Source organism: Micromonospora sp. LOL_024, from assembly GCF_048060415.1.
Taxonomy (GTDB): domain Bacteria; phylum Actinomycetota; class Actinomycetes; order Mycobacteriales; family Micromonosporaceae; genus Micromonospora.
Map to the genome: position 1 here is coordinate 23,669 of NZ_JBHMIS010000009.1, position 22,533 is coordinate 46,201.

General features: G+C 70.6%; 20 protein-coding genes and 2 pseudogenes. 12 read left to right on the forward strand and 10 right to left on the reverse strand.

Annotation, left to right across the window (positions count from 1 at the left end):
* Positions 1-35 precede the first annotated feature (35 nt).
* The gene (locus tag ACFHWY_RS12655) at positions 36-797 is read right to left on the reverse strand and encodes a TIGR03089 family protein (RefSeq protein ID WP_416580361.1); all 762 of its coding nucleotides are present in this window, start codon (positions 795-797) and stop codon (positions 36-38) included.
* A gap of 128 nt (positions 798-925) precedes the next feature.
* On the opposite strand from ACFHWY_RS12655, the gene ACFHWY_RS12660 reads away from it, so the two are divergent.
* Positions 926-1,933, forward strand: coding sequence for a hypothetical protein (locus tag ACFHWY_RS12660; protein ID WP_416580362.1), 1,008 nt, complete (start codon positions 926-928; stop codon positions 1,931-1,933).
* Between the two features lie 44 nt (positions 1,934-1,977).
* Here the strand turns inward: ACFHWY_RS12660 and ligD (ACFHWY_RS12665) are convergent, their stop codons facing one another.
* Positions 1,978-2,889 carry a non-homologous end-joining DNA ligase gene (gene ligD, locus ACFHWY_RS12665; RefSeq protein ID WP_416580363.1) on the reverse strand — a complete coding sequence of 304 codons (912 nt, stop codon included), beginning with the start codon at positions 2,887-2,889 and terminating at the stop codon, positions 1,978-1,980.
* Complete coding sequence (gene ligD, locus ACFHWY_RS12670) at positions 2,879-3,820, reverse strand: non-homologous end-joining DNA ligase (protein WP_416580364.1); 942 nt, start codon at positions 3,818-3,820, stop codon at positions 2,879-2,881. The genes ligD (ACFHWY_RS12665) and ligD (ACFHWY_RS12670) overlap by 11 nt, the downstream gene beginning before the upstream one ends.
* 85 nt (positions 3,821-3,905) lie before the next feature.
* On the opposite strand from ligD (ACFHWY_RS12670), the gene ACFHWY_RS12675 reads away from it, so the two are divergent.
* The 5 genes and pseudogenes from ACFHWY_RS12675 to ACFHWY_RS12695 form a co-directional block, all read left to right on the forward strand.
* Positions 3,906-4,934 carry a Ku protein gene (locus tag ACFHWY_RS12675; protein ID WP_416580365.1) on the forward strand — a complete coding sequence of 343 codons (1,029 nt, stop codon included), beginning with the start codon at positions 3,906-3,908 and terminating at the stop codon, positions 4,932-4,934.
* 140 nt (positions 4,935-5,074) lie between these two features.
* Positions 5,075-5,722: an FKBP-type peptidyl-prolyl cis-trans isomerase gene (locus tag ACFHWY_RS12680; protein ID WP_416580366.1), complete on the forward strand. Its 648-nt coding sequence runs from the start codon at positions 5,075-5,077 to the stop codon at positions 5,720-5,722.
* A gap of 70 nt (positions 5,723-5,792) precedes the next feature.
* Positions 5,793-6,617 (forward strand): SCO6745 family protein, encoded by an 825-nt coding sequence (locus ACFHWY_RS12685; protein ID WP_416580484.1) that lies wholly within the window; start codon positions 5,793-5,795, stop codon positions 6,615-6,617.
* A 73-nt stretch (positions 6,618-6,690) separates the two neighbouring features.
* Positions 6,691-7,371, forward strand: a complete 681-nt coding sequence (locus ACFHWY_RS12690) for an HAD family hydrolase (RefSeq protein ID WP_416580367.1) — start codon at positions 6,691-6,693, stop codon at positions 7,369-7,371.
* Positions 7,372-7,425: 54 nt separating this feature from the next.
* Positions 7,426-7,617, forward strand: a pseudogene (locus ACFHWY_RS12695) (NADPH:quinone reductase); the annotation flags it as partial.
* 149 nt (positions 7,618-7,766) lie between these two features.
* On the opposite strand, the gene ACFHWY_RS12700 reads toward ACFHWY_RS12695, so the two are convergent.
* Positions 7,767-9,416: a long-chain fatty acid--CoA ligase gene (locus ACFHWY_RS12700; RefSeq protein WP_416580368.1), complete on the reverse strand. Its 1,650-nt coding sequence runs from the start codon at positions 9,414-9,416 to the stop codon at positions 7,767-7,769.
* Positions 9,417-9,472: 56 nt separating this feature from the next.
* Here ACFHWY_RS12700 and ACFHWY_RS12705 point away from each other — a divergent pair, with 56 nt between their 5' ends.
* From ACFHWY_RS12705 to ACFHWY_RS12715, 3 genes are all read left to right on the forward strand, one after another.
* A complete protein-coding gene (locus ACFHWY_RS12705; protein ID WP_416580369.1) occupies positions 9,473-9,964 on the forward strand; it encodes an NUDIX domain-containing protein in 492 nt (163 codons plus the stop codon).
* 263 nt (positions 9,965-10,227) lie between these two features.
* Positions 10,228-12,036, forward strand: a complete 1,809-nt coding sequence (gene rfaE2, locus ACFHWY_RS12710) for a D-glycero-beta-D-manno-heptose 1-phosphate adenylyltransferase (protein ID WP_416580370.1) — start codon at positions 10,228-10,230, stop codon at positions 12,034-12,036.
* Positions 12,033-12,905: a glycosyltransferase gene (locus ACFHWY_RS12715; protein ID WP_416580371.1), complete on the forward strand. Its 873-nt coding sequence runs from the start codon at positions 12,033-12,035 to the stop codon at positions 12,903-12,905. Before rfaE2 ends, ACFHWY_RS12715 begins: the two co-directional genes overlap by 4 nt.
* Positions 12,906-12,931: 26 nt before the next feature.
* On the opposite strand, the gene ACFHWY_RS12720 is transcribed toward ACFHWY_RS12715, so the two are convergent.
* The 4 genes from ACFHWY_RS12720 to ACFHWY_RS12735 all read right to left on the reverse strand — a co-directional run bounded on the left by ACFHWY_RS12720 (position 12,932) and on the right by ACFHWY_RS12735 (position 15,473).
* Positions 12,932-14,041 carry a glycosyltransferase family 9 protein gene (locus ACFHWY_RS12720; protein WP_416580372.1) on the reverse strand — a complete coding sequence of 370 codons (1,110 nt, stop codon included), beginning with the start codon at positions 14,039-14,041 and terminating at the stop codon, positions 12,932-12,934.
* A 9-nt stretch (positions 14,042-14,050) separates the two neighbouring features.
* Positions 14,051-14,584 carry an Hsp20/alpha crystallin family protein gene (locus ACFHWY_RS12725; protein WP_416580373.1) on the reverse strand — a complete coding sequence of 178 codons (534 nt, stop codon included), beginning with the start codon at positions 14,582-14,584 and terminating at the stop codon, positions 14,051-14,053.
* On the reverse strand, positions 14,581-15,087 hold the full coding sequence (locus ACFHWY_RS12730; protein WP_416580374.1) for a DUF2231 domain-containing protein: 507 nt from the start codon (positions 15,085-15,087) through the stop codon (positions 14,581-14,583). The genes ACFHWY_RS12725 and ACFHWY_RS12730 overlap by 4 nt, the downstream gene beginning before the upstream one ends.
* 284 nt (positions 15,088-15,371) lie before the next feature.
* A complete protein-coding gene (locus ACFHWY_RS12735; protein ID WP_416580375.1) occupies positions 15,372-15,473 on the reverse strand; it encodes a hypothetical protein in 102 nt (33 codons plus the stop codon).
* Between the two features lie 564 nt (positions 15,474-16,037).
* Here ACFHWY_RS12735 and ACFHWY_RS12740 point away from each other — a divergent pair.
* The 3 genes and pseudogenes from ACFHWY_RS12740 (at position 16,038) to ACFHWY_RS12750 (ending at position 19,141) form a co-directional block, all read left to right on the forward strand.
* Positions 16,038-16,922, forward strand: coding sequence for an ISAs1 family transposase (locus ACFHWY_RS12740; RefSeq protein WP_416580376.1), 885 nt, complete (start codon positions 16,038-16,040; stop codon positions 16,920-16,922).
* A 251-nt stretch (positions 16,923-17,173) separates the two neighbouring features.
* Positions 17,174-17,497: pseudogene (fecE, locus tag ACFHWY_RS12745) on the forward strand (Fe(3+) dicitrate ABC transporter ATP-binding protein FecE); the annotation flags it as partial.
* Between the two features lie 525 nt (positions 17,498-18,022).
* Positions 18,023-19,141: a response regulator transcription factor gene (locus tag ACFHWY_RS12750; protein ID WP_416580377.1), complete on the forward strand. Its 1,119-nt coding sequence runs from the start codon at positions 18,023-18,025 to the stop codon at positions 19,139-19,141.
* Here the strand turns inward: ACFHWY_RS12750 and ACFHWY_RS12755 are convergent.
* Positions 19,097-19,660 carry a hypothetical protein gene (locus ACFHWY_RS12755; RefSeq protein ID WP_416580378.1) on the reverse strand — a complete coding sequence of 188 codons (564 nt, stop codon included), beginning with the start codon at positions 19,658-19,660 and terminating at the stop codon, positions 19,097-19,099. The two genes, ACFHWY_RS12750 and ACFHWY_RS12755, sit on opposite strands and share 45 nt — an antisense overlap.
* Before the next feature lie 619 nt (positions 19,661-20,279).
* Positions 20,280-22,490 (reverse strand): ATP-dependent RecD-like DNA helicase, encoded by a 2,211-nt coding sequence (locus ACFHWY_RS12760; protein ID WP_416580379.1) that lies wholly within the window; start codon positions 22,488-22,490, stop codon positions 20,280-20,282.
* Positions 22,491-22,533 lie beyond the last annotated feature (43 nt).

Sequence of the window (22,533 nt, forward strand, 5' to 3'; positions counted from 1 at the left end):
GGAGGTCGAGACGCCTCCCGCCTGGGTGACTCTGGTCAGAGGACCCGGGTCACCCGCTCGGCGGCGGTCACCGCGTCCCGGTCCGCCGGGTCGAGGTTGGCGCAGAGCACCACCGACGCGCCGACCGCCAGGGGGGCGAGCAGCCACTTCAGCGGCTGGTCGTGCTCGGCGGCGTCGACCAGCAGCCGGTCGCCGGCCCGCAGGTCGAGCTGCTCGGCCACCGCCCTGGCCACCCGGCCCCACTCGTCGTAGCTGGTGCCGTCGGGGCTGGCCGGGTCGGACGCGAAGAGCGTCGGGCGGTCGGCCGGGGCGGCACCGTGTCGCAGCACCTCCACGGACCAGTCGAGCCAGCCGACCGGCACGTCGACCAGCGGGTCCGGCCCGACGCCGACGAGATAGCGGTGCACCCCCTCGGGTACGTCCTCAAGCCAGTCGTCGAGGCGCTCCGGGGTGACCAGGACCGCGTCGTACGGCCGGTCGCCGCCGGGCTCCAGCACCGGCAAGCCGGCGGTGGCGCGTGGCCGGAACGACACCTCCAGCCCCACCGACCAGGCACCGAGCAGCACAGCGGCGGTACGCCAGTGCGGCGGCAGCAGCACCGCCACCCGGCTGCCCGGAGCCAGTCCACACTCGTCGCGCAGCAGCCCGGCGGCGCGTGCCGACCATTCGCCCAACTCGGCGGCGGTCAGCTGCCGGCGATGCCCGGTCCGGTGGTCGAGGTAGGTGAGCAGCGGCTGGTCCCGCTCGGCGAGGCCGACGAAGGACAGCACGGGCGCGGCGGAATGCATGCGGTACATCCAACTCCTGCTGCCCGGAGCTGTCCATGTTGACCCGCCGGCTCGGCGGAGCGCCACTGGTCCTTGGTCGACGGGGTGTAGACCGATGGCAGTATCGGCGTGCCCCTGGCCTGCCGGACAGTCGGTACATGACACCTGACGGGGAACCGATGTGGCGGCGGCTCCTACCGGTCGTGGCGCTCCTGCTGCTCGCCCCCTGGGCGGCCGAGTGCTCCTGGGGCGGCTTCGCCGGGGCGGACATGCTGCTGGTCGTGGTCGTCCTGGCCCCGATGTACGGCGGCGCGGCGGTGCTGATCCGCGAGGCTGCGCGGCGTGCCGGCGGGGGGTGGCCGATGATCGTGCTGCTCGCGGCGGGCTTCGGCGTGGTACAGGCGGGGCTGGTCGACCAGTCGCTGTTCAACCCCGACTACCTGGCCGACACCGAGTTCGCCGAGCTGAGCGCCGCGGACCGTACCCGGATCCCGCTGCTGGGCGTCAGCGCGCAGGAGGTTCTCAGTTTCCTGGGCAACCACGTGGCGCTGACCATCTGCGCACCGATCGCCATCGTCGAGTCGTACCTCGCCCCGACCCGTCGCCTGCGCCCGTATTTGCGGACCTCCGGCCTGGTCACGGTGACGCTGCTCTACCTGCTGGGCAGCCTGGCCGTCTTCGCCGACGACAGCGGACGTAAGGGGTTCCTGGCCAGTCCCGGTCAGCTCGCCGGGGCGGCGGCGGTGGTCATCACCCTGGTCGTGGTGGCGGCCCTGCCCCGGTGGCGGCGTCGACCGGCACCGGCACCGGCCTCCGCGCCTCGTCCAGGCCGCCCAGCGGCGTTGGTCCTGGTGATCTACCTGGGGGTGAGCATGTTGTCCGGCTGGGTCGGGGTCGTTCTGTCGGTGGTCGCCGTCGCCACCCTGGCGGCGATGCTCGTCCGCTGGTCCGGGCGCGCCGGGTGGGGGCAGGCGCACGTGCTGGCCTGCGCGGCGGGGGCGCTGGTCGGCGCGGCCACGCTGGCCTACCTGGTGCCCCCGTACGCGCCGGCCTCACCCACCGAGGCCCTGGTCAGCGACGTGGTCGTCAGCCTGCTCGCGGTGGTCCTGCTCGCCGGCGCGTACGCTCGCCTACGCCGCTGCGGCGAGCTGGGTGTCGCGCGTTGACAGGGGATCATCCCTCTGCCGCAGGCGTCGACAAGGGCCCTTCCTTACAGCGGTAAGGGAGGGCCGCCGTGGAGCAGCGGGGCAAGCAGGTCGCCATGCTGTTCTATCCGGTCGAGCACCTCACCGGCCGTGTACGGCCGGCTCGACGGCCGCTGCCCCGCCGCGCCAGCCTCAACCTCGTCCCAGGTCAACGGCGTCGACACCGACGGGACCAGCTGGGCGCGCAGCGAATACGGCGACACCGTCGTCTTCGCCGCGTTGTTCTGACTCCAGTCGATGAACACCTTGCCCGGTCGCAGGTTCTTCGCCATCTTCGAGACGGTCAGCTTCGGGTGTTCGCGTTCCAGGTCCTGGGCGATCCGGCGGGCGTAGGACGACACCTTGTCGGCGGGCTGGTCACCGGTGATCGGGCAGCAGAGCTGCATACCCTTCTTTCCAGATGTCTTCGGGTACGCGTCGATCCCGTCGACGGCCAGCCGGTCCCGCAGCAGCAGCGCCACCTGGCAGCACTGGCGCAGCGACGCCGGTGCCCCCGGGTCCAGGTCGACCACCATCAGGTCCGGATGCGCACCGATCGTCCACTGCGGGGTGTGCAGTTCCAGGGCGGCCAGGTTGGCCAGCCATACCAGGGTGGGCAGATCGTCGGCGACCACGTAGTCGATGCTCTCCCGGCCCTTGGTGGAGCCGGGCGCGGGCAACGTTTCGACGCGCACCCAGGACGGGGTGGCAGCGGGGGCGTTCTTCTCGAAGAACGAGTTGCCCGCCACACCGTTCGGGTAGCGGATCCGGGTGAGCGCCCGGTCGTGCAGGTGCGGCAGCAGCACCGGCGCCACCCGGGTGTAGTAGTCGATCACCTCGCCCTTGGTGAAGCCCGCCTGCGGATAGAGCACCTTGTCGAGGTTGGACAACTCCAGCGTGCGGCCCTGTACCTGGACCGGGATGCGGTCAGCTGGCATCCTCAACCTCCTCGGCCGGCTTGTCGGGCCGCAGCCGCAGGATCCGGGGGAACCGCAGTCGGCCGTCCGGGGTCCGCTGGCCGTACTTGACCTCCACCACCAAACGGGGGGCTACCCAGGTCGCGCCTCGGGCATCCTCACGGGGCACGTCGCCGCTGAACGGCGCGGCCGTTGTGCGCAGCGGCGCCAACTCGCGCAGCAGTTCACGTTCGAGGGCGGCACCGATGCCACCGCCGACCCGGCCCCGGTAGACGAGCCGTCCGTCGGCGCCCGGCACCCCGACCAGCAGGCCGCCGATCCTGCGCGCGCCAGGCCGCCAGCCGCCGACCACGAAGTCCCCCGTCACCTCCAGCTTGACCTTCACCCAGTCCGGTGAGCGCGCCCCGGGCCGGTAGGCCGACCCGACCTGCTTGGCCATCACCCCTTCGAGGCCGTGTTCGCCGGCGGCGTCGTAGGTGGCCGGGCCGTCGAAGAAGATCGGGGGCACCGCCCATCGCGCCGCGCCCAGCCCCACGCCGTCGAGGGCTTCCCGACGCCGGGTGTACGGCCAGCCGGTGAGGTCCTCACCGCGCAGTCGCAACAGGTCGAAGATCATGTACGTCACCGGGACGCTGGCCGCCAGCCGGGCGGCCTTCACGGGATCTCGCACGTGCATCCGCTGGGCCAGGGCGGTGAACGACGGCCGACCGCCCTGGTCGAAGAGCACCACCTCGCCGTCGAGCAGCGCATCGTCGACCTGCTCGCCGAGCGGGATGAGCTCCGGGTAGGCGGCGGTGATCTCCACACCGGAGCGGGCGTACAGCCTCGGTCGTCCGGCGGCGACGTCGGCCAGCGCGCGTACGCCGTCCCACTTGAACTCGTACGCCCAGCCGGCACCGGCCGGGAGCGGCCCGGTCATCGCGAGCATCGGCTTGAGCGGCGCGCCGGACACAAATCGACTGTAGTAGCAGGCCGAACACCTCGCGGCCGGTTCGCTGTGATGCGAGCATGGTCGATACCGGGGAAGGGAGCGCAGGATGCGTGCCATCTGGAAGGGAGCCGTGTCGTTCGGGCTGGTCTCGATCGGAGTCAAGCTGTACTCGGCGACGGAAGAGAAGGACATCCGGTTTCACCAGGTGCACCGGGAGGACGGCGGGCGGATCCGGTACAAGCGCACCTGCCAGGTCTGCGGCGAGGAGGTCAGCTACGACGACATCGCCAAGGGCTACGACATCGGCGGCGGGGAAATGGTCATCCTGACCGACGACGACTTCGCCGACCTGCCGTTGACCAGCTCCCGCGCGATCGACGTGCTGGAGTTCGTGCCGGCCGAACAGGTCGACCCGATCCTCTACAACAAGGCGTACTTCCTGGAGCCGGAGGGCACCGCGACCAAGCCGTACCTGCTGCTGCGGGACGCGTTGACCGACTCCGAGCGGGTGGCGATCGTCAAGGTGGCGCTGCGCCAGCGGGAGCAGTTGGCCACCCTGCGGGTCCGCGAGGGGGTGCTGCTGCTGAACACGATGCTCTGGCCTGACGAGATCCGTAAGCCGGCCTTCGGCTTCCTCGACGAGGACCTCAAGATCCGGCCACCGGAGCTGTCGATGGCCACCTCGTTGGTCGACTCGATGGCCGGGGACTTCCATCCGGACGAGTTCACCGACGACTACCGGGCGGCGTTGCAGGAGGTCATCGACGCGAAGGTGGAGGGCCGTGAGGTCGTCCAGCCGGAGGAGGTCGAGGAGGCTCCGGCAGCCGCGGTGGACCTGATGGCCGCGCTCAAGGCGTCCGTGGAGCGTGCACGGGCGTCCCGGGGCGAGCATGGAACCGGTGACGCAGGTGGTGCGGGTGAGCCGACGCCGATCTCGTCGGCGCGCTCGGCCCAACAGAAGGCCGCGAAGGCCCCGGCCAAAGCAGCCAGGGCCCCGGCGAAGAAGGCCGCCCCGAAGAAGGCCGACCCCGCCAAGAAGGCGGAGGGTACGAAGGCAACGGGCGCGAAGAAGGCTCAGAAGAAGGTGACCACCAGAAAGGCCGCTCCGAAGAAGGCCACCCGCAAGACCGCCTGACCGCGCACTGCGCCCTCAACCATCCCATCCGTCCCACTGGTGGCGATCGATCGTCGGCAGTACGCCCACCACCAGGTACCGTGTGTCGGCGACGGCGTTTGCGCCCGGACGCATCCACCTTTCAACAGGGAGTCGACGACGTGAGCGAGAGCACGGACAACCGGTCCACGAAGTCGCAGCGGCGGCTGGCCGAGCAGCTTGCCGCCAAAAAGGCCGCCGAGGCCAAGCGCCGCCGGCAGGCCTGGGCCGGTGCGTTCGCCGGCGTCGCCGTGGTGGCGGTGCTGGTCACCGTGTTCGTGATCGTCGGCCAGCGCGGCGGCGACGACGCTCCCGAGCAGGCCGCCGGCACCCCGTCCGCCCCGGCGGAGGCGCCGAGCGATCCGGGCGCGCCACCCGCCCCACAGTTGCCGGAGGGCGCCGACCCGGCGCTGGGCAGCAAGCCGACCGTCACTCCCGGCGAGGGCGAGCTGACCGAGCTCACCGTGACGCCGTTGATCGAGGGCACCGGGCCGAAGGTCGAAGCCGGTCAGTCGATCACCACCAACTATGTCGGGGTGTTCTTCGCCAGCGGTGAGGAGTTCGACTCCTCCTGGGAGCGGGGCGAGCCGGCCACCTTCCCGATCGGGGTCGGGCAGGTCATCCCCGGCTGGGACAAGGGCCTGGTCGGGGTCACCGTGGGCAGTCGGGTCCAGCTCGACATCCCGGCCGAGCAGGCGTACGGCGACGGCGAGGGTGGTCGTCCGGGGGGCCCGCTGCGCTTCGTGGTCGACATCCTCGCCGCCCAGTGACCGTACGGCCGGCACGAACACGGAGGCGCGGGTGACGGCACGCGACGCTGCCGGGCGAACCGCCCGGCAGATGTGGACGCACTTCGAGCCGGTGCACGCCGTCACCTACTTCCACCCGCGCGCCCGCGCCGCCCACGAGGCCGTCGGGCTGCGCGGGTACTGGCGGGGCTATTTCGCCGGCCGGGCGGCTCCGCTCGGAGCGACCGGGCCGGCTCCGGTGATCGCTGCGTTCTACAGTTTCGCGCCACACATGGTCACCCGGGCACTGCCGGGAGTGTGGCAGCTGGCCGCGCCGGAGGAGGCGCTGCGGTCCCGCCTCACCGGGGCCGTGCAGGCGCTCGCCGAGTTGACCTACGAACTGCCGGAGCGGCACCTCACGGAGGCCGCCGATCTGCTGGAGGCCGCCGGCGACGGTATCGAGATCGCCGGCCGGGTGCTGGGCGCGGCGAACGCGGCCCTACCGCACGGCGAGTACCCGCTGGCCCGGCTCTGGCAGGCCGCCACCACGCTGCGGGAACACCGGGGCGACGGCCACGTCGCGGCGCTGGTCGCCGCCGATCTCGATCCGGTGGAGGCGCTGGCCTGGCGGGTCGCGGTCGACATGTCGCCAGCGAATCTACTCGGCCGGGGTTGGTCGGAGCAGGAGTGGGCGCAGGCCCGTGAGCGGCTGGCCGGCCGGGGCTGGCTCACCGCCGGCGGCGAGCCGACCGACCGCGGCCGGGCCGGTTTCCAGGCGGTCGAAAAGTCCACCGACACCACCGCCGCCCGCCCCTGGACAGCACTCGGCGCCGACCGCACCCAGCGCCTACGCGACCTACTCCACCCGATCGCCCGCGCCGCCCACACGGTCATCCCCCCGGGCAGCCCCATCGGCCTCCCACCCCTACAGGGTTGATCCGAGTCTGCGGCTGATTCTTCGCACATCCCCGACCCAAAGCTTCTGATCGACACGTGGACGGGTGGCAAGGATGAGGGTGCGCGAGGATGGGTGGGTGACGGTGGATGCGGTGGTTTTCGACCTGGACGGCGTGATCGTGGACTCCGAGCCGGTGTGGGAGGAGGTGCGGCGGGGGTACGTCGCCAAGCACGGGGGCAGCTGGCGCGACGACACCCAGCGGCGGCTGATGGGGATGAGCACCGGCGAGTGGGCCCGGTACCTCAGCGACGAACTGGGCGTGCGGCGCACCGCCGAGCAGGTGGCCGCCGAGGTGGTCGAAGAGATGGCTCGGCGGTACGCGGCCCGGGTACCGCTGATCCACGGTGCGGACGAGGTGGTGCGCCGGCTCGCCGCGCGGTGGCCGTTGGGGCTCGCCAGTTCGTCGCCGACCCGGCTGATCGCGGCTGCGCTGGCCGCCACCGGTCTGGTCGACGCCTTCCGCACCACGCTGTCGACCGAGGAGACCGAACGTGGCAAGCCCGCACCGGACGTCTACCTGGCGGTGGCGCGCCGGCTCGGCGTCGACCCGGCGCGCTGCGCGGCGGTGGAGGACTCCTCCAACGGGGTCCGGTCGGCGGCTGTGGCAGGGATGGCCGTGGTGGCCGTGCCGCACGGGGCGTACCCGTTGGATCCGGACGCGGAACGGCTGGCCGCGACGGTGCTGGGGTCGATCGGCGAGTTGACCCCGGCGCTCGTCGACGGGCTGGGCTGAACCACCAGTGGCCCCCGCCCCGCCTAGGACTGGTGTGGGTCTGGGAGGCCGCCTGGCAGCGACGAGGTGACCCTGCCGGTCCGCCCACTGATGGCGCCGAATGCCCGCTGGCAGTTCGTGCTGGCGTACACCACGCCGAAGGCGCAGGCTGTGGCGGATGTCGCGGCAGCCGTCGCGCAGGGCGGGATCCGGGTGGGCACGGAAGCCGGCCTGCCGCCTGAGCAGGCAAATTCTCCATCCGCCGGACACAGGCGAACAAGTTTCGCAATACTGGCTTTGCGGGTCGCCCCGCAAGGAAAGGGCGGCCCCGGCGCGGTGCGAACGCCGGGGCCGCCCACCGGAGAGAGGTCTGTGCGAGGCCGCTACTCCTAACGGCGATGATGCGCCGAAAAACGTTACGGCGTGGCCAGTTCCCGCACATCCAGGTCACCATCGGCGTACCGGGAACGCACCACCTTCTTGTCGAACTTGCCGACACTGGTCTTCGGCACCACGTCGACGAACGCCCACCGCTCCGGCAGTTGCCAGTGGGCCACCGACCCGGACAGGAACTCGCGCAGCTCCTCCGCGGTGGCCGACGCACCCGCACGGAGCACCACCGTGGCCAGGGGCCGCTCATCCCAGCGCTGGTCCGGCACGCCCACCACGCAGGCCTCCAGCACCGCCGGGTGAGCCATCAACGCGTTCTCCAACTCCACCGAGGAGATCCACTCCCCGCCGGATTTGATCACATCCTTGGCCCGGTCGGTAAGGGTGATATAACCGTCCGCCGACAGGGTGCCGACGTCACCGGTGCGCAGCCAGCCGTCGCGGAACCTCTCCGCATCGGGTGCCTCGTCCCCGACGTACCGGCCGGTGATCCACGGCCCGCGCACCTCCAGTTCGCCGACGGACACCCCGTCGGCGGGCAGCGACTGGCCAGCCGGGCCGACGATGCGGGCCTGCACCCCGGCCGGCACCCGTCCCTGCGTGTACCGGTAACGCCAGGCGTCCTCGCCGACCGCGCCGTCCGGCGGGCGGGCCACCGAGCCCAGTGGCGACATCTCGGTCATCCCCCAGGCGTGGATCACGTCGACGTGGTGTCGGTCCTCGAAGGCGCGCATCAGCGACGGCGGGCAGGCCGAACCGCCGACGATCACCTCCTTGAGCGAGGAGGTGTCCACGTCGTTGCCGTCCAGGTAGGCCAGCAGGTCGGTCCAGATGATCGGCACCGCGCCGGCCAGAGTCGGTCGTTCCGCGGCGATCATCTCGGCGATCGGGGCGGCCTGGAGAAAACGATCCGGCATCACCAACGACGCGCCGGAGAGAAAGGCCGCGAACGGCAGACCCCACGACATCGCGTGGAACATCGGCACGATGGCCAGCTCACGGTCGGTCGGCCCGAGCCCGAAACCCTCCGGCATGCAGATCTGCAACGAGTGCAGGTAGATCGAGCGGTGCGAGTAGGCGACCCCCTTGGGGTTGCCGGTGGTGCCGGAGGTGTAGCAGAGGGCGGCGGCGGCGCGCTCGTCCACCTCGGGCCAGTCGTATTCCTCCGGCCGGCCGACCAGCAACGCGTCCCAGTGGTGTACGGCGATCCGGTCGCCGGCTGCGGCCGTCAGCGGGTCGGGATCACCGCCGCCGACCACCACCACATGCCGGACGCTGGTCATCGCCCCGATGGACTTCGCCAGCAGCGGGATCAACGTCGAGTCGACAAGCACCACCCGGTCCTCGGCGTGGTTGGCGATGTAGATGACCTGGTCGGGGAAGAGTCGGATGTTCAGCGTGTGCAGCACCGCGCCCATGCTGGGCACGGCGAAGTACGCCACCAGGTGCTCGGTGTTGTTCCACATGAACGTGGCGACCCGCTCGTCGCCGGTCACCCCACACTCGGCGCGAAGGGCATGCGCGAGTCGGGCGGCGTCCCGCCCGACCTGGGCGTACGTGCTGCGGCGCGGCGCGGCTCCGGTCCACGTCACCACCTCGGCCGCGCCGTGCACGATGGCGCCGTGTTCGAGGATCCGGGAGACCTGGAGAGGCGCGTCCATCATCGTGCTACGCATGGGTAACAAGTTAGTGTCGCCGGTCACACGTTGGGAACCCCCGTAAGTTGTCCGGGGTGAGCATTTCCTGGGCTGAGTCGTACGTCGGGCAACTGCGTGCCCTGGCCGGCGACCGTACGCTGATGTTCGTCGGGGCTCGCGCCGTGGTACGCGACAACTTGGCCCGCATCCTGCTGATCCGCCGCTCCGACAACGGGCAGTGGGCGATGCCTGCCGGCGCGATGGAGCTGGGCGAGTCGATCGCCGACTGCGCCGTGCGGGAGGTCCGCGAGGAGACGGGGCTACGGGCCCTGCGGGTGAACGCCTTCGCGCTCTACACCGGACCGGATCGTACCCACACCAACATGTACGGCCACACGTACCAGATTTTCACCACGGCGTTCCGGGTCGAGGAGTGGGACGGCCAGCTGGCCCGGATCACCGACGAGACCATCGACGCCGGCTTCTTCCGCCGCGACGCGATGCCGCACCCGATCTCCGCCAGCGTCCGGGAAACCCTGGCCGACCTGGACGTCTTCGAGCAGACCAACCGACTGATCCTGAAGTGAGCCGGTTTCGCGGCACGAATCCGTCAGAACCGACCCCTGTACCTGCCGTCAGAACATCGTGGGTGACCTCGCTTCCATCTCGGCGGCACGCTTTTGGTGTCGACTCACGGTCGAGCGGCTTGCGCCGGGAGCGAACCCGCACCAAGACCGTCGGTGCCGCCGGACGCACCGGCGCAGCTAAGTGCCGGATCACCGCAGACATGCCGCCGACGCGGAAAGCCGACCACAGGTTTGACCCCGCCGAGCGCAGGGGAACCGCCGACATGGCACGAGCAGCAGCTCAACAGCTCCGGCTCGCCGACGTCGTGCAGAGCTGGCTCGGGCGCCCGGTCCTGGTGATCGGCGACGCCATGCTCGACGAGTGGCGGTTCGCCGACTCCGACCGGCTCTGCCGGGAGGCCCCAGCCCCGGTCCTCACCCTGCGCCGCCGCATCTCGGCGGCGGGCGGCGCGGCCAACACCGCAGTCAACATCGCCACGCTGGGCGGGCGTTCGATGCTTGTGGCACCCGTCGGCGCAGACGCGCCGGGTGACGAGCTACACGACTGCCTGGACCTGGCCGGTGTCTGGGACCGGACGGTCAACCAGCTCGGCCGACCCACCGTGGTCAAGCGCCGGATGCTGGCCGGTGACCAGATCCTCCTACGGGAGGACTCCGGCGATCCGGATGACCCGCTCAGCGACACGGGCGTGGACTACCTGCTCACCGCCCTCGACTGCGCGACCGAGGAGCTGCGGGCCGCCAGCGGCGGCGAGGACCCAACGTTGGTCGTCTGCGACTACGGCCTAGGCGCCCTGTCCGCACCGGTACGCGCCTGGCTGGTCGCGCACCGGGACCGGTACGCCACCGTCGCGCTGGACGCCCACGACCTCGCCGACTGGCGGGGCCTCGGCCCGACCGTGGTGACCCCCAGCTTCGCGGAGGCCACCCGGCTGCTCGCCCGAGCCGGCACCGCCGGACTGTATCTGGAGTATCCCGAGGTCGACCCGACCGACGGGCCCTCCGAGCTGACCGTGGGCGCGGCACCGGGCGAAGCCGGGATGCGGCGTACCGACGGGCCGACCGGGGAGCCAACGCCGGGCGAGAGCCGGGTGGCGCTGACCGGCAACGGGCTCAGCGTGACCGGCACCGGGGTGACCGTCAACGCCGAGGCCGGCGCCGGGGTGGACCGGGCGCTGCTGGCCGAGTCCCGGCTCGCCGAGCTGCGTGCGCACACCGGCGCGGCAGTGGTCGCGGTCACCCTGGACACCGAGGGCGCGGTGGTCGGCGGCGCCGACGGCGAGCCGTCCCGCAGCCACAGCACACCCGTCCCGGCCAGCCATGCGGTCGGCGCCGGTGACGTGTACCTGGCGGCAATGACACTCGCGCTGGCCGCCGACGCCCCGTTGTCGACCGCCGCGCAGTTGGCCCAACTCGCCGCGACGAGCACCGTCACCAGCACCGGAACCTGTGTCTGCCGCCGGGAGGATCTGCTGGCCAGGCTCGGCCGTCCGACGACCGAGGGCGCCGGGCGGCAGGTGCTGGTCGGCACCGGGGACCTGACGGAGATCGTCGCCGAGCAACGCCGGGCAGGGCGCTCGATCGTCTTCACCAACGGCTGCTTCGACGTGCTGCACCGGGGCCACGTGCGGTATCTGGAGCAGGCCCAAGCCCTCGGCGACCTGCTGGTGGTGGCGGTCAACTCCGACAGCAGCGTACGCCGGCTGAAGGGGCCGGACCGGCCGGTGAACCCGGTGGAGGACCGTACCGCTCTGCTCGCCGCCCTCGCCTGTGTCGACCACGTGGTGGTCTTCGAGGAGGACTCACCGACCGCGCTGATCGAGGCCATCCGCCCGGACGTCTACGTCAAGGGTGGCGACTACCCACCCGAGCTGGTGCCGGAGGCGCCGCTGGTGCGGCGGCTGGGCGGCCAGGTCCGCACCCTGGGGTACGTGGCGGACCGTTCCACCTCCGCGATCATCAACCGGATCCGGGCGTACGGCCAGCCGGGCGCACCGCCGGTCACCGGCAGCGGCGACCCGCTGCCGGTGACCGGCGCGGACGCCCCGCCACTGCCTGGCCGGACGCCGTGAACCGACCGCTCGACGCCGACGAACCCGAGGAGTTTCGCGTCGACCGCCCGGTCGACGTGCTGATCCCGACCCGCAACCGTCCGGCCGAACTCGCCGTCACCCTCTCGGGGCTCGCCGCGCAGGAGGGGGTGCCGGGGTTCGGGGTGGCGGTCAGCGACCAGTCCGACGGCGACCCCGGGTACGCCCATCCGGCGGCCGCCACCATGGTTCGGGCGCTGCGCCATCGCGGGCACCCGGTGCTGCTGACCCGCCGGCTGCCCCGGCGCGGCCTCGCCGAGCACCGGGCCTACCTGCTCGCCGCCTCCGCCGCCCGGCTCGTGCTCTGCCTCGACGACGACGTCTGGCTGGAGCCGGGCACACTGCGCCGGCTGGTGACCGCGATCGACGAGTTGGGCTGCGGGTTCGTCGGAAACGCGGTGCACGGGCTGTCCTACCTGGACGACGTAAGGCCGGATACGCACCGGCACTACCGGGAGTGGACGGGCCGGCCGGTGCCGGAGCGGATCCGGCCGGGCAGTCCCGAGTGGGACCGGGCGCAGATCCACTCGGCGGCGAACCTGCTGCACGTCACCGAGGCGTTGGCGCTGCCCGCCGGAAGCTGGCGAGCGTACCGGGTCTCCTGGATCGGCGGGTGCGTCCTGTACGACCGGACCAAGCTGGTCGACTCCGGCGGCTTCGAGTTCTGGCGCGGGTTGCCGGAGCGGCACCAGGGCGAGGATGTGGCCGCCCAACTCGCCGTGCTGGCGCGCCACGGCGGCGCCGGTGTCCTGCCCAGCGGCGCCTACCACCTGGAGTCTCCCACCACCGTCACCGACCGCGACGTGGAGGCATGGGAGGCCGTGCTGGCCGACGCGGACGCGGACGCCTGAGGCCGGCGTCAACAAGGGCCCCTTGCTTACTCCTTGAACAGCAGCTCGCGGGCGGCTTCTGTCACCTCGTCCACCGGGACGTCGGTGACGAAGGAGTCCCGGTGCGGGCACTCGCCGTCGCCGGGACGGTGCGGGTAGACGCCGGGGGTGCAGTCCACCCCGCAGACCGGGCAGTGCACCGTCCACGAGATGATCGGCCGGTGCCGACCGCGAAGTCCGGTGGCGGTGGTGATCAGGTTGCCGACCCAGAAGATGCCGACGGTGGGGGTACCCACGGCGGCGGCGAGATGCAGCGGGCCGGTGTCGTTGGAGACCACCAGCGCGCAGCCGGCATAACAGCCGATGAGCCCACCCAGGTTGAGCGTACCCACCTGCGGCCGGACCGGCACCCGCGCTGCCGCCACCACCTGGTCGACCACGTCCTGCTCGGCGGGGGTGCCGGTGACCAGCACCTCGTAGCCGTCGGCGTGCAGCGTCCGAGCCAGCTGGCCGAACCGGTCGGCGGGCCAGCGGCGACGGGTGTCGGTCGCGCCCGGATGCAGCGCCACCCGTGGGCGATCCGGCTCGCCGAGCACGGTCCGCGCCTCGGCGCGGTCGGCGTCGGTTACCGCCAGCGCCGGAGTGATCGTGGTCGCCGGTGCGCCGACCAGCGCCACCGCCTCCAGATAGCGGACCACCTCGGGCTGGTAGTAGACGTAGCGCAGCCAACGGTCCAGCGGCGGCGCGTCTTCGGCGCGCAACCCGGCGGTGACCCGGGCGCCGAGCGCGGCCACCAGCGGGTTCGAGTTCGCCCCGCCGCCGTGCAGCTGGAGCGCCAGGTCGAAGCGTTCCGCGCGGGCGGCGGCCAGGAAGTCGACCATGCTCGACTCGGGCTCACCGGCGGTCACCGCGCGGATCCCGGGTGCCGGCGGCACCACCAGCACCCGGTCCACCGGGCCTGGCCGGCCGCGCCACAGTCCCTCGTGCCACGGCGCGCCGAGCAGCACGATCTCCGCCTGCGGGTAGGTGGCCCGCAGCGCCTCCAACGCCGGCAGTACGAAGATGAAGTCGCCGAGCGCGTTGGCGCGTAGCACAGCGACCCGGGCCACCTCGGGAACCGGCTCGGCGGCCTCGACCAGCAGCGGCGTCGCTGCCACGGCGACGTGCTACCGGCCCGGCTCGCCAGCGGCGACGTCCGGCTGGTGCAGCTCCCGGTCGGCCGCCGGGTCGACGCTGCTCGGCGTACCGCCGGCCAGGCCGGCGGTACGCGGGCCGGTGCGACCGACCGTGATGGTGCGCGACGCGCCCCGGGTCGCCCGGGGCAGCCGAACCCGCAGCAGCCCATGGTCCATCACCGCGTCGATCGCGTCCGGGTCCACCCGCGACGGCAGCTGCACGCGGTACTCGAAGCCCCGGGTCTCGAAGCCGCCGGTGATGCCGTGGTCGGCGTTGACCTCGGCCTCGGTCCGCGCCCGCACGCACAGCTCGCGGTCCTCCAACTCCACCGCGACCTCCTCCCGCGCGACGCCGGGCAGCCGGACGACGACCTCCCAGCCGTCGGCGGTCTCACCCAGCTCCACCTCCGGCGGCCCTGGTCGGCCACCGACCAGCCGGCTCAGCTCGGCCCGCAGCGTCTGCAACTCGCCCATCGGGTCCCAGCCCTGCTGCCCGCCCCGCCAACCTCGTCCCGGCCTGGTCATCGCACATCTCCCATCCGTTGGCTGGCGGCGGCCGGCCGCAGGGAACTCGGCGCGTCCAGGTTCGCGTCACGGTCGATTCCGACGCCGAGCCGGTCGACGAGTTCGCCGCCCAACCAGGCACCGATCCCGAGAATGCCGAGCGCCACCACCTCGATGGCGATCAGCGCGCCACCGGCCGCCCGCGAATCGGCGTTGAGCCGTACCACCCAGACGGCGGCGAAGAGCAGGATCACCGCGACGTTCGCGGCGGCGTGGGTGAGGGCCACCCGCTTGGCCCGGGTGCCGGTCGGAAGGGCCAGCAGGTCGAACACTCCGGCCGCCGCGGCCAGCAGGCCGCCGATCAGGCCGATGGTCAGATTCCAGTACGCCACCTCGCCGAGGAAGTCCGGCCCGCCGACGGTGTCGACGACGTCGAACAGTACGGCGGTGACCAGTAGCGCGACCGGGAACATCACCAGCATCGGATGGACGGGATGGCCCAAGATCTTGAGTCGACTCTCCATCTCCGGGGCCTCCACTGGTTCGTCTCGCGGGCGCTGGTTGTGGCCGTACCCCGGTCACCAGGGGACAAACCTCACGGTGAGCGCGACTACCCTGACGGCGGCGGTTCCCCCGCAGAGCGTCGTCACCACGGTCAACTGCACGGGGAGGCACACAGTAACGGTGGAGATCACATCAACGGCCGAGTTGGCCGAACCACTCGGCACACCGGGCCCCGTACGCCTGACCTTCGCGGCGACGGACCCGCCTGCAGCATCCATCTGGATTCTGCACCCGCTGGCCGGGCTCAGGAGCTGGACGGAGCGGCCACGATCATCCACAGATGGCCGTCCGGATCGGCGAAGGTGCCGGCGTACCCCCAGGGCTGCTGGCCAGGCTCGGTGACCACCCTGCCGCCCGGCGACCCGGGCCCGTTCGACGAGCGCGTCCACCTCGTCCGGGCCGGTCGCGTACAGGCCGATCACGCACTCGCTCTGCCTGGGATCCGCCACCTCCCGACCGCCGGGCGCCCAGCCGCACCCGTCGGTCGGCACCAGCATCAGCCGCAGCCGTCGTTGACCTCGAACTACAGGGCTCGGGCAGATCGTCCTCGGCCGGCTCACCACGGGAACCTCCGGCGCTCTGATCAATAAGGGACTTTGTCGGAACTACCGGTGACGCCCGACAGAAGGGACCACACCGGCGCGGGAGGCACGACGACCGGCGCCAGGTGAACCCGCAGGGTGATTGCATAGTCGGTCTGCGGGTGCCCTGAACTGGGAATTTGTGGAGTGGGTGGCTTTGTGGAGGGCGCGAGGAGCGGGTGAGATCACGTCGGTGATCATCAAGTTCTCTACGCTTCACGACGCCCCGAGGATCTCACCCGCCGATGTCATCATGCCCGATCTCTGCACTGGCCGCGGTCACCAGTAGCGCTGACGCGTCATCATCCGCGGTCACCGAGGGTGAGACGATGGGGCTGCTGCATGCTCTGTCGGCTGTCCCGGATCCCCGCGACCCGCGTGGGGTGCGTTACCCGCTGTCGAGCCTCCTCGCGGTCGCGGTATGCGCGGTCCTGGCCGGCGCGTCGTCGTTCGCCGCGATCACCGACCGGCTGCACGACCTGGACGAGCAGGCCCGTGACGGGCTCGGCTTCGGTCCACAGGTGCCCGCAGGCACGACGGTGTGGCGCCTGTTGACCCGTCTCGACGACGCGCTGCTGTCCACCGTTCTGGCCGGCTGGCTGCGGGCCCGAGCCCGGCCGGTCACCACCCAGTCCCGCAGGTACCGCACCGTAATCGCCGTTGACGACAAGACCCTGCGGGGAGCCCGCCGCCCCGACGGCGGCCAAGTCCACCTGCTCTCCGCGCTGGACACCAACACCGGCATCGTCCTGGCCCAGGTCACCATCGCCGCGAAGTCGAACGAAATTCCTGCCTTCAAGCCGCTGCTCGACGCGGTCGAGCAGGTGCTGGGCAGCCTGGCCGGGCCGCTGTTCATCGCCGACGCCCTGCACACCCAGAGCGCCCACGCCGAGGAGATCGCCGCCCGAGGCGCCCACCTGATGATCCCGACGAAAGGCAATCAACCCACCCTGCTCAAGCAACTCAAAGCCCTGCCCTGGCCGGACGTCCCCGCCGCAGACCGCCGCCGTGACCGCGGCCACGGCCGCCGCGAGACCCGCACCGTCAAAGCCATCACCCTGCACACTCCCGGCGGCATCAGGTTCCCCCACGCCCAGCAGGCCGTCCGGATCATCCGAACCCGCACCACCGGCGGAAAGACCAGCCGCGAGACCGCCTACTACACGCTGTCCCTGCCCGCCGAGCAGGCCCAACCCACTGACCTACAGGACTGAGCCCGCCGCGAGTGGCACATCGAGAACCTGATCCACCACGTCCGCGACGTCACTTTCCATGAAGACTCACGCCAGGCCCGCACCGGCACCGGACCCGCCGTCATCGCCACCCTACGCAACACCGCAATGAGCTACCACCGCACCAACGGCGACACCAACATCACCCGCGCCACCCGACGCGCCAACCGCCGCCCACACCACCTCATCACCGCCGTGACCAGCAGTTACCCAACAACGCAATGACCCTGCCCCCCCTGCTGCTGCTTGACGAACCAACGACGTATTTGGACATCACCCATCAGATCGATGTCCTCGATCTCTGCCAGCGACTGAACGAGGCTGGTCGTACCCTCGCGGTGGTCATGCATGACCTGAACCATGCCTGTCGTTACGGCACCCACCTGGTGGCGATGAAGGACGGCACCGTCGTTGCCGCCGGTCCGCCGGATGCAATCATCACCGTCGAACTCATCCACGATGTTTTCAGTCTGGAGGCCGTCATCATCGCCGATTCGGTGGCAGGAACCCCGATGGTCGTACCAGGTTCGAGGCGGAGCCGCGCAGGCAGACGCTGACCTACCTGGTCGGGTCGCTGTCGCCGTGTCCGAGCACCTCGGCTATGACGACGGGGTGCTGATCGACAGGATGGCCAGAACCGTGGTCACGCCGAACTGGTCGATCGTCACTACGGGTGCACCGGCAGCAGCAGACTCAGCGGTACCAGCGTTTCTGGGGGCTTTCGGGGGCTGTTCCGCGCCGTTGACCAGCAGGTACCGGCTCGACCACCGTGCCGCCCTGCCAGTTCGAGCCCTCCGTCCGTGGGCGCACCGGCAGCCGGGGCGGCCGGACCGGTGATGGCCAGGCTGGCGAACGCCGTGACGAGGAGCAGCTTCCCGTGGCGCATCCCGCATCCTTGCGATTCTGGACAGATCTGTCATGCAGGTAGGAAATCGGCGGGTCACCGTGCTGACGCCGTCAAATATCGCGACCGCTACCGAGCGTCATGGTGCGGAAGCCGGGCACACTGTGCTGGTGCTCATCGTTGGCTGCCCCCGACCGCCCGACCTCACCGACACCGAGCGGTCGGCGACGGTACGGCGATGACCACCACCGGGCCGGGTGCCCTCCTGACGGCGGTCGAGGCGATCAGCCGGTCCCGCGACCTCGGCGAGTTCGCGGAGGCCGGCTGCCGCGAGCTGTTCCGCCTCGTGCCCTGCGTCAGTACGTCGTACACGGAGGTCAATCTCAGGACCGAGGTGGTGTCCGGATACCTGTGGCCGTACCCGGGTGTGGAATGGTTCGAGCAGCACGCCGCACTGCTGGGCCGCCTCGCCCTGCAGAACCCGCTGATCGCCCACATGGCTGGCGGCGACGGCTCGGTGGCGTCCTGGGCGGACGTCGACCCGGACGACGCATTCCGCCGGACCGCTCTCTTCCGGGAGTTCTACGCCGCGAACGGCGTCCAGAGTCAGGTCGCGCTGGGCGTCCTCAACCGACCCGGGCTGGTGACCGCCTTCACGGTCAACCGCGACGGCACATCGTTCAGCGCGGACGAGCGACGGCTCCTCGGCGACCTGCGACCGCATCTGATCAACCTGCACCGGCTGGTCAGCGGATCGGGACGGGCCCGCGCCAACGACGTCCTCCTGGCGGCGGACGGGTGGACCGGGGTCCGGCTCGCCGAGGGCGGCACGGTGCTGACCACAAGCGTGGAGGCGGTGGCGATCGGCGACCGGCTCGGGCTCGACCTGCGGGTCGGGGCCGACCTCACCTCGACGTCGTTCTGGCGGCAGCTCCGCGAGACCATCGGGTCGCGCTGGCAGGTCGGCAGAGCGACAAGACCGATCCGTCTCGGTGCCGCCGACGGCCCGATCGAGGCGACGGTCGCCACGACGGCGGTCGGCCCGTACTCGCTGATGTTCCGCGACCAGGACGCCGTGCGCCGCCGCCGCTGCCGGGAACTGGGCATGACCAGCAGGCAGTCCGAGATCGCCCGGCTGGTCATCGCCGGCGCGACAAACGTGCAGATCGCCAGGGCGCTGGGCATCACCGCCTCCACGGTGCGCAAGCACCTGGAGGCGACGTTCCGCGTTGCCGACGTACAGTCCCGGGCGGCTCTGGTGGCGGCACTGCTCGACCCTCGGCTGACCAGCGGGCCGAACGGTCTCCACGGGTCACGGCTTGTCGAGAATGCAGACGATGTCCATCTCGACCGATGAGCCGGCACTGGTTGAGCCCTCGAAGCGCACCAGCGCGATGTCCGCGCTCGCGCCTTGGGTGACCGGCCCGGTGACTGCGATCGAGCCGAAGGTGCTCTTGAAACCGTTTTCCTTGTTGACGTGCCGGAACCTCCGATTCGAGATCGCAGTGAACGACTGGGCGTCGGGGTCGCCGGAGTCGACGTTGTCTACGCCGAGGATGAGCCGGACGTCCTCGGCGAACGGATCAGGGACGGGTTGCGCACCGAAACTCTTGGTGAACTCGCACTCGCCCTCGAAGTCCCGGTGGATGGTGCCGTCGATGGTGACAGTCCCGGTGCCTTCGTCGGATTGCTCGTAGCCGCCACTGTCGCCGGGAGGGTCGTCGGTCCCCGGTTGGGCATCGACGGTCGCAGTGGTCCCGTCGCCACGGCTGACGGTCGTGTCGTCGGGCTCGGCGGGGGACCCCGAATCGCACCCGGCAAGGGCGATCGTCGAGAGGACGGCTATGGAGACCAAGCGGAACTGGAACGTGAACATGGTCGTACCCTAGGGACGGGCGGTGAACGGGCCAACGGGACGAACATCGTATTGCGCGGCCACGGCCGGACGGGATCCGTTGGAGCCACATCAGAACTCTCGATCTTGGCCCTCTGGCACCTGGTTGTATCCGCAAGACGCATATATTGAACACTGACCGAACGGGCGTCGCCGACTCCGTCCGTCGTTTCCATACGCGCTTGAGCGCGTGAGTGGCTGGACAGAGATTCTCCCAGCGCCGGACTGATGCTCCGCGGAGCAACGAAGGACGTTCGCGAGCCAGCCCGTCATAGTTATCGCCGACGACGAGCAGCGTTGCGGCCATACCAGCACCGATCCCGAGCGCGCAGCGGGATCGGGCCGAACCGGACGGGATGCCCTTCATGACCAGCGCGCTCTGCGCGAACCCCGCATTGAGCTGACCGCCCCACAGCTCGTCATGCCGGGGGTTTTCGGGGGGTATACGGGGGCCACGATGCATGCCAGGTGCCAACAGGCTGCTGCCCTATCGACGACATGTCACCACGCCAGGGAGCGCGCCGTGTATGATCGATTACCAAACGCGGGATCGGGATTCGCGTTCGAGTGGGCGATCGGCACGTCGTCAGCGAATGGCCGGCTATGGCTTGAGGCGGTAGGTGAGGGCGGTGTGGCGGCGGCCGGCACCGACGGTGCGCACGGCGGCGGCGAGTGCCCGGCGGGAGCCGACGAGCACGACGAGCTTCTTCGCCCTGGTGATGGCGGTGTAGAGCAGGTTGCGTTGCAGCATCATCCACGCGCTGGTCGTGATCGGGATGACCACCGCCGGGTACTCCGAGCCCTGCGAGCGGTGGATCGTCATCGCATACGCGTGAGCCAGCTCGTCGAGTTCGTCAAAGTCGTACTCAACCATCTCGTCTTCGTCGGTGCGCACGGTCAGGGTTTGCTCGTCGGTGGACAGGGCGGTGACGACGCCGACGGTGCCGTTGAACACCCCGGCGGCGCCCTTGTCGTAGTTGTTGCGGATCTGGGTGACCTTGTCGCCGATTCGGAACACCCGGCCGCCGACCCGCCGTTCCGGCAGTCCTTCCCGGGCCGGGGTGAGCTGCTGCTGCAATAGAGTGTTCAACGCGCCAGCCCCGGCCGGGCCGCGGTGCATCGGGGCGAGGACCTGCACGTCGCGGCGCGGGTCCAACCCGAACCGTCTCGCGATGCGGGTGCACGTGACGTCGACGGTGAGAGCGGCGGTGGCATCGGTGTCGTCGCAACCGAAGAGGAAGAAGTCGCTCATGCCCTGCAGGATCGGTGGTCGGCCGGCGTTGATCCGGTGGGCGTTGCTGACCACCCCGGAGCCAGCGGCCTGCCGGAACACCTGGGTCAGCCGGACCCGGGGAACCGTGTCCGCGGCGAGCAGATCTCGCAGCACCTCCCCAGCACCGACGGACGGAAGTTGGTCGACATCACCGACCAGCAGCAGATGCGCCCCGGGTGGGACGGCCTTGATCAGTTTGTTGGCCAGGATCAGGTCGAGCATGGACGCCTCGTCGACCACCAGCAGATCGACATCCAAAGGCGTGTCTCGGTCGTAGGTGGGTTCACCGCCGGGTTGCAGTTTCAGTAGCCGGTGCACCGTCGCTGCTGGTTGGCCGGTCAGTTCGGCGAGCCGTTTCGCGGCCCGGCCGGTCGGGGCGACGAGCAGGATCTTCGCCTTCTTCGCGGCGGCGAGTTCGACGATCGAACGCACGGTGAAGCTCTTTCCGCAGCCGGGCCCGCCGGTAAGCACGGCGACCTTCGACGTGAGGGCCAGCCGGACGGCCTGCTGCTGCTCCGGGGCGAGGTCGGTGCCGGTGCGCTTCTTCAGCCACGTCAGTGCCTTGTCCCAGTCGACGCCGGTGAACTGGACCATCCGGTCCGCGCGGTCGCCAAGCAGCCGCAGCACCGAACTGGCCAGGGACTGTTCGGCGCGATGGAACGGCACCAGGTAGATCACCGGAACCGGCCCATCAGGGCTGGGCAGGCTTTCGCGGACAACGCCTTCCTCACCGACCAGATCATCGAGGCAGCGGATCGCCAGGTCGGCGGGTACGTCGAGAATCTTCACGGCGTCCGCGACCAGTTGGGGGGTGGGGAGGTAGCAGTGGCCGTTGTCGGTGGCCTGCGACAACGTGTACTGCAGCCCAGCCATGACTCGTTGCGGGCTGTCGTGCGGGATCCCTACGGCTTGGGCGATCGTGTCAGCGGTCTTGAACCCGATGCCCCACACATCGGCGGCCAGCCGGTACGGCTCGTTCTTCACCACGCTGATCGACGCGTCGCCGTACTTCTTGTAGATGCGTACCGCGATCGACGTGGACACTCCGACGCCTTGCAGGAAGATCATCACTTCCTTGATGGCTTTCTGCTCCGCCCACGCGGCGGTGATCTTCGCCGTGCGTTTTGGGCCCAGCCCCGGCACTTCCACCAGCCGGTCCGGCTCGTCCTCGATGATCTGCAACGTGTCCAGGCCGAAATGCTCGACGATTCGCTCGGCGAACACCGGCCCGATGCCCTTGATCAGCCCAGAACCGAGATAGCGGCGAATGCCCTGGATCGTTGCGGGAAGCACGGTGGTGTAGGAGACGACCTCGAACTGGCGGCCGTACTGCGGATGTGACGACCACCAACCGTGCAACCGCAAACTCTGCCCAGGCTGCGCTCCCAGCAGCGCACCGACCACCGTCAACAGATCCGGACCACGCCCGGTCGCCACTCGGGCGACGGTGTACCCGGTCTCCTCGTTGACGTACGTCAGCCGCTCCAGCACCGCCTCAACGACATGCGGAGACGGGCGAGAAGAGACAGTCGTGGGCACGCAGACCATCGTGCCGTTGGTGATGCTTGGATACCAATTCCCG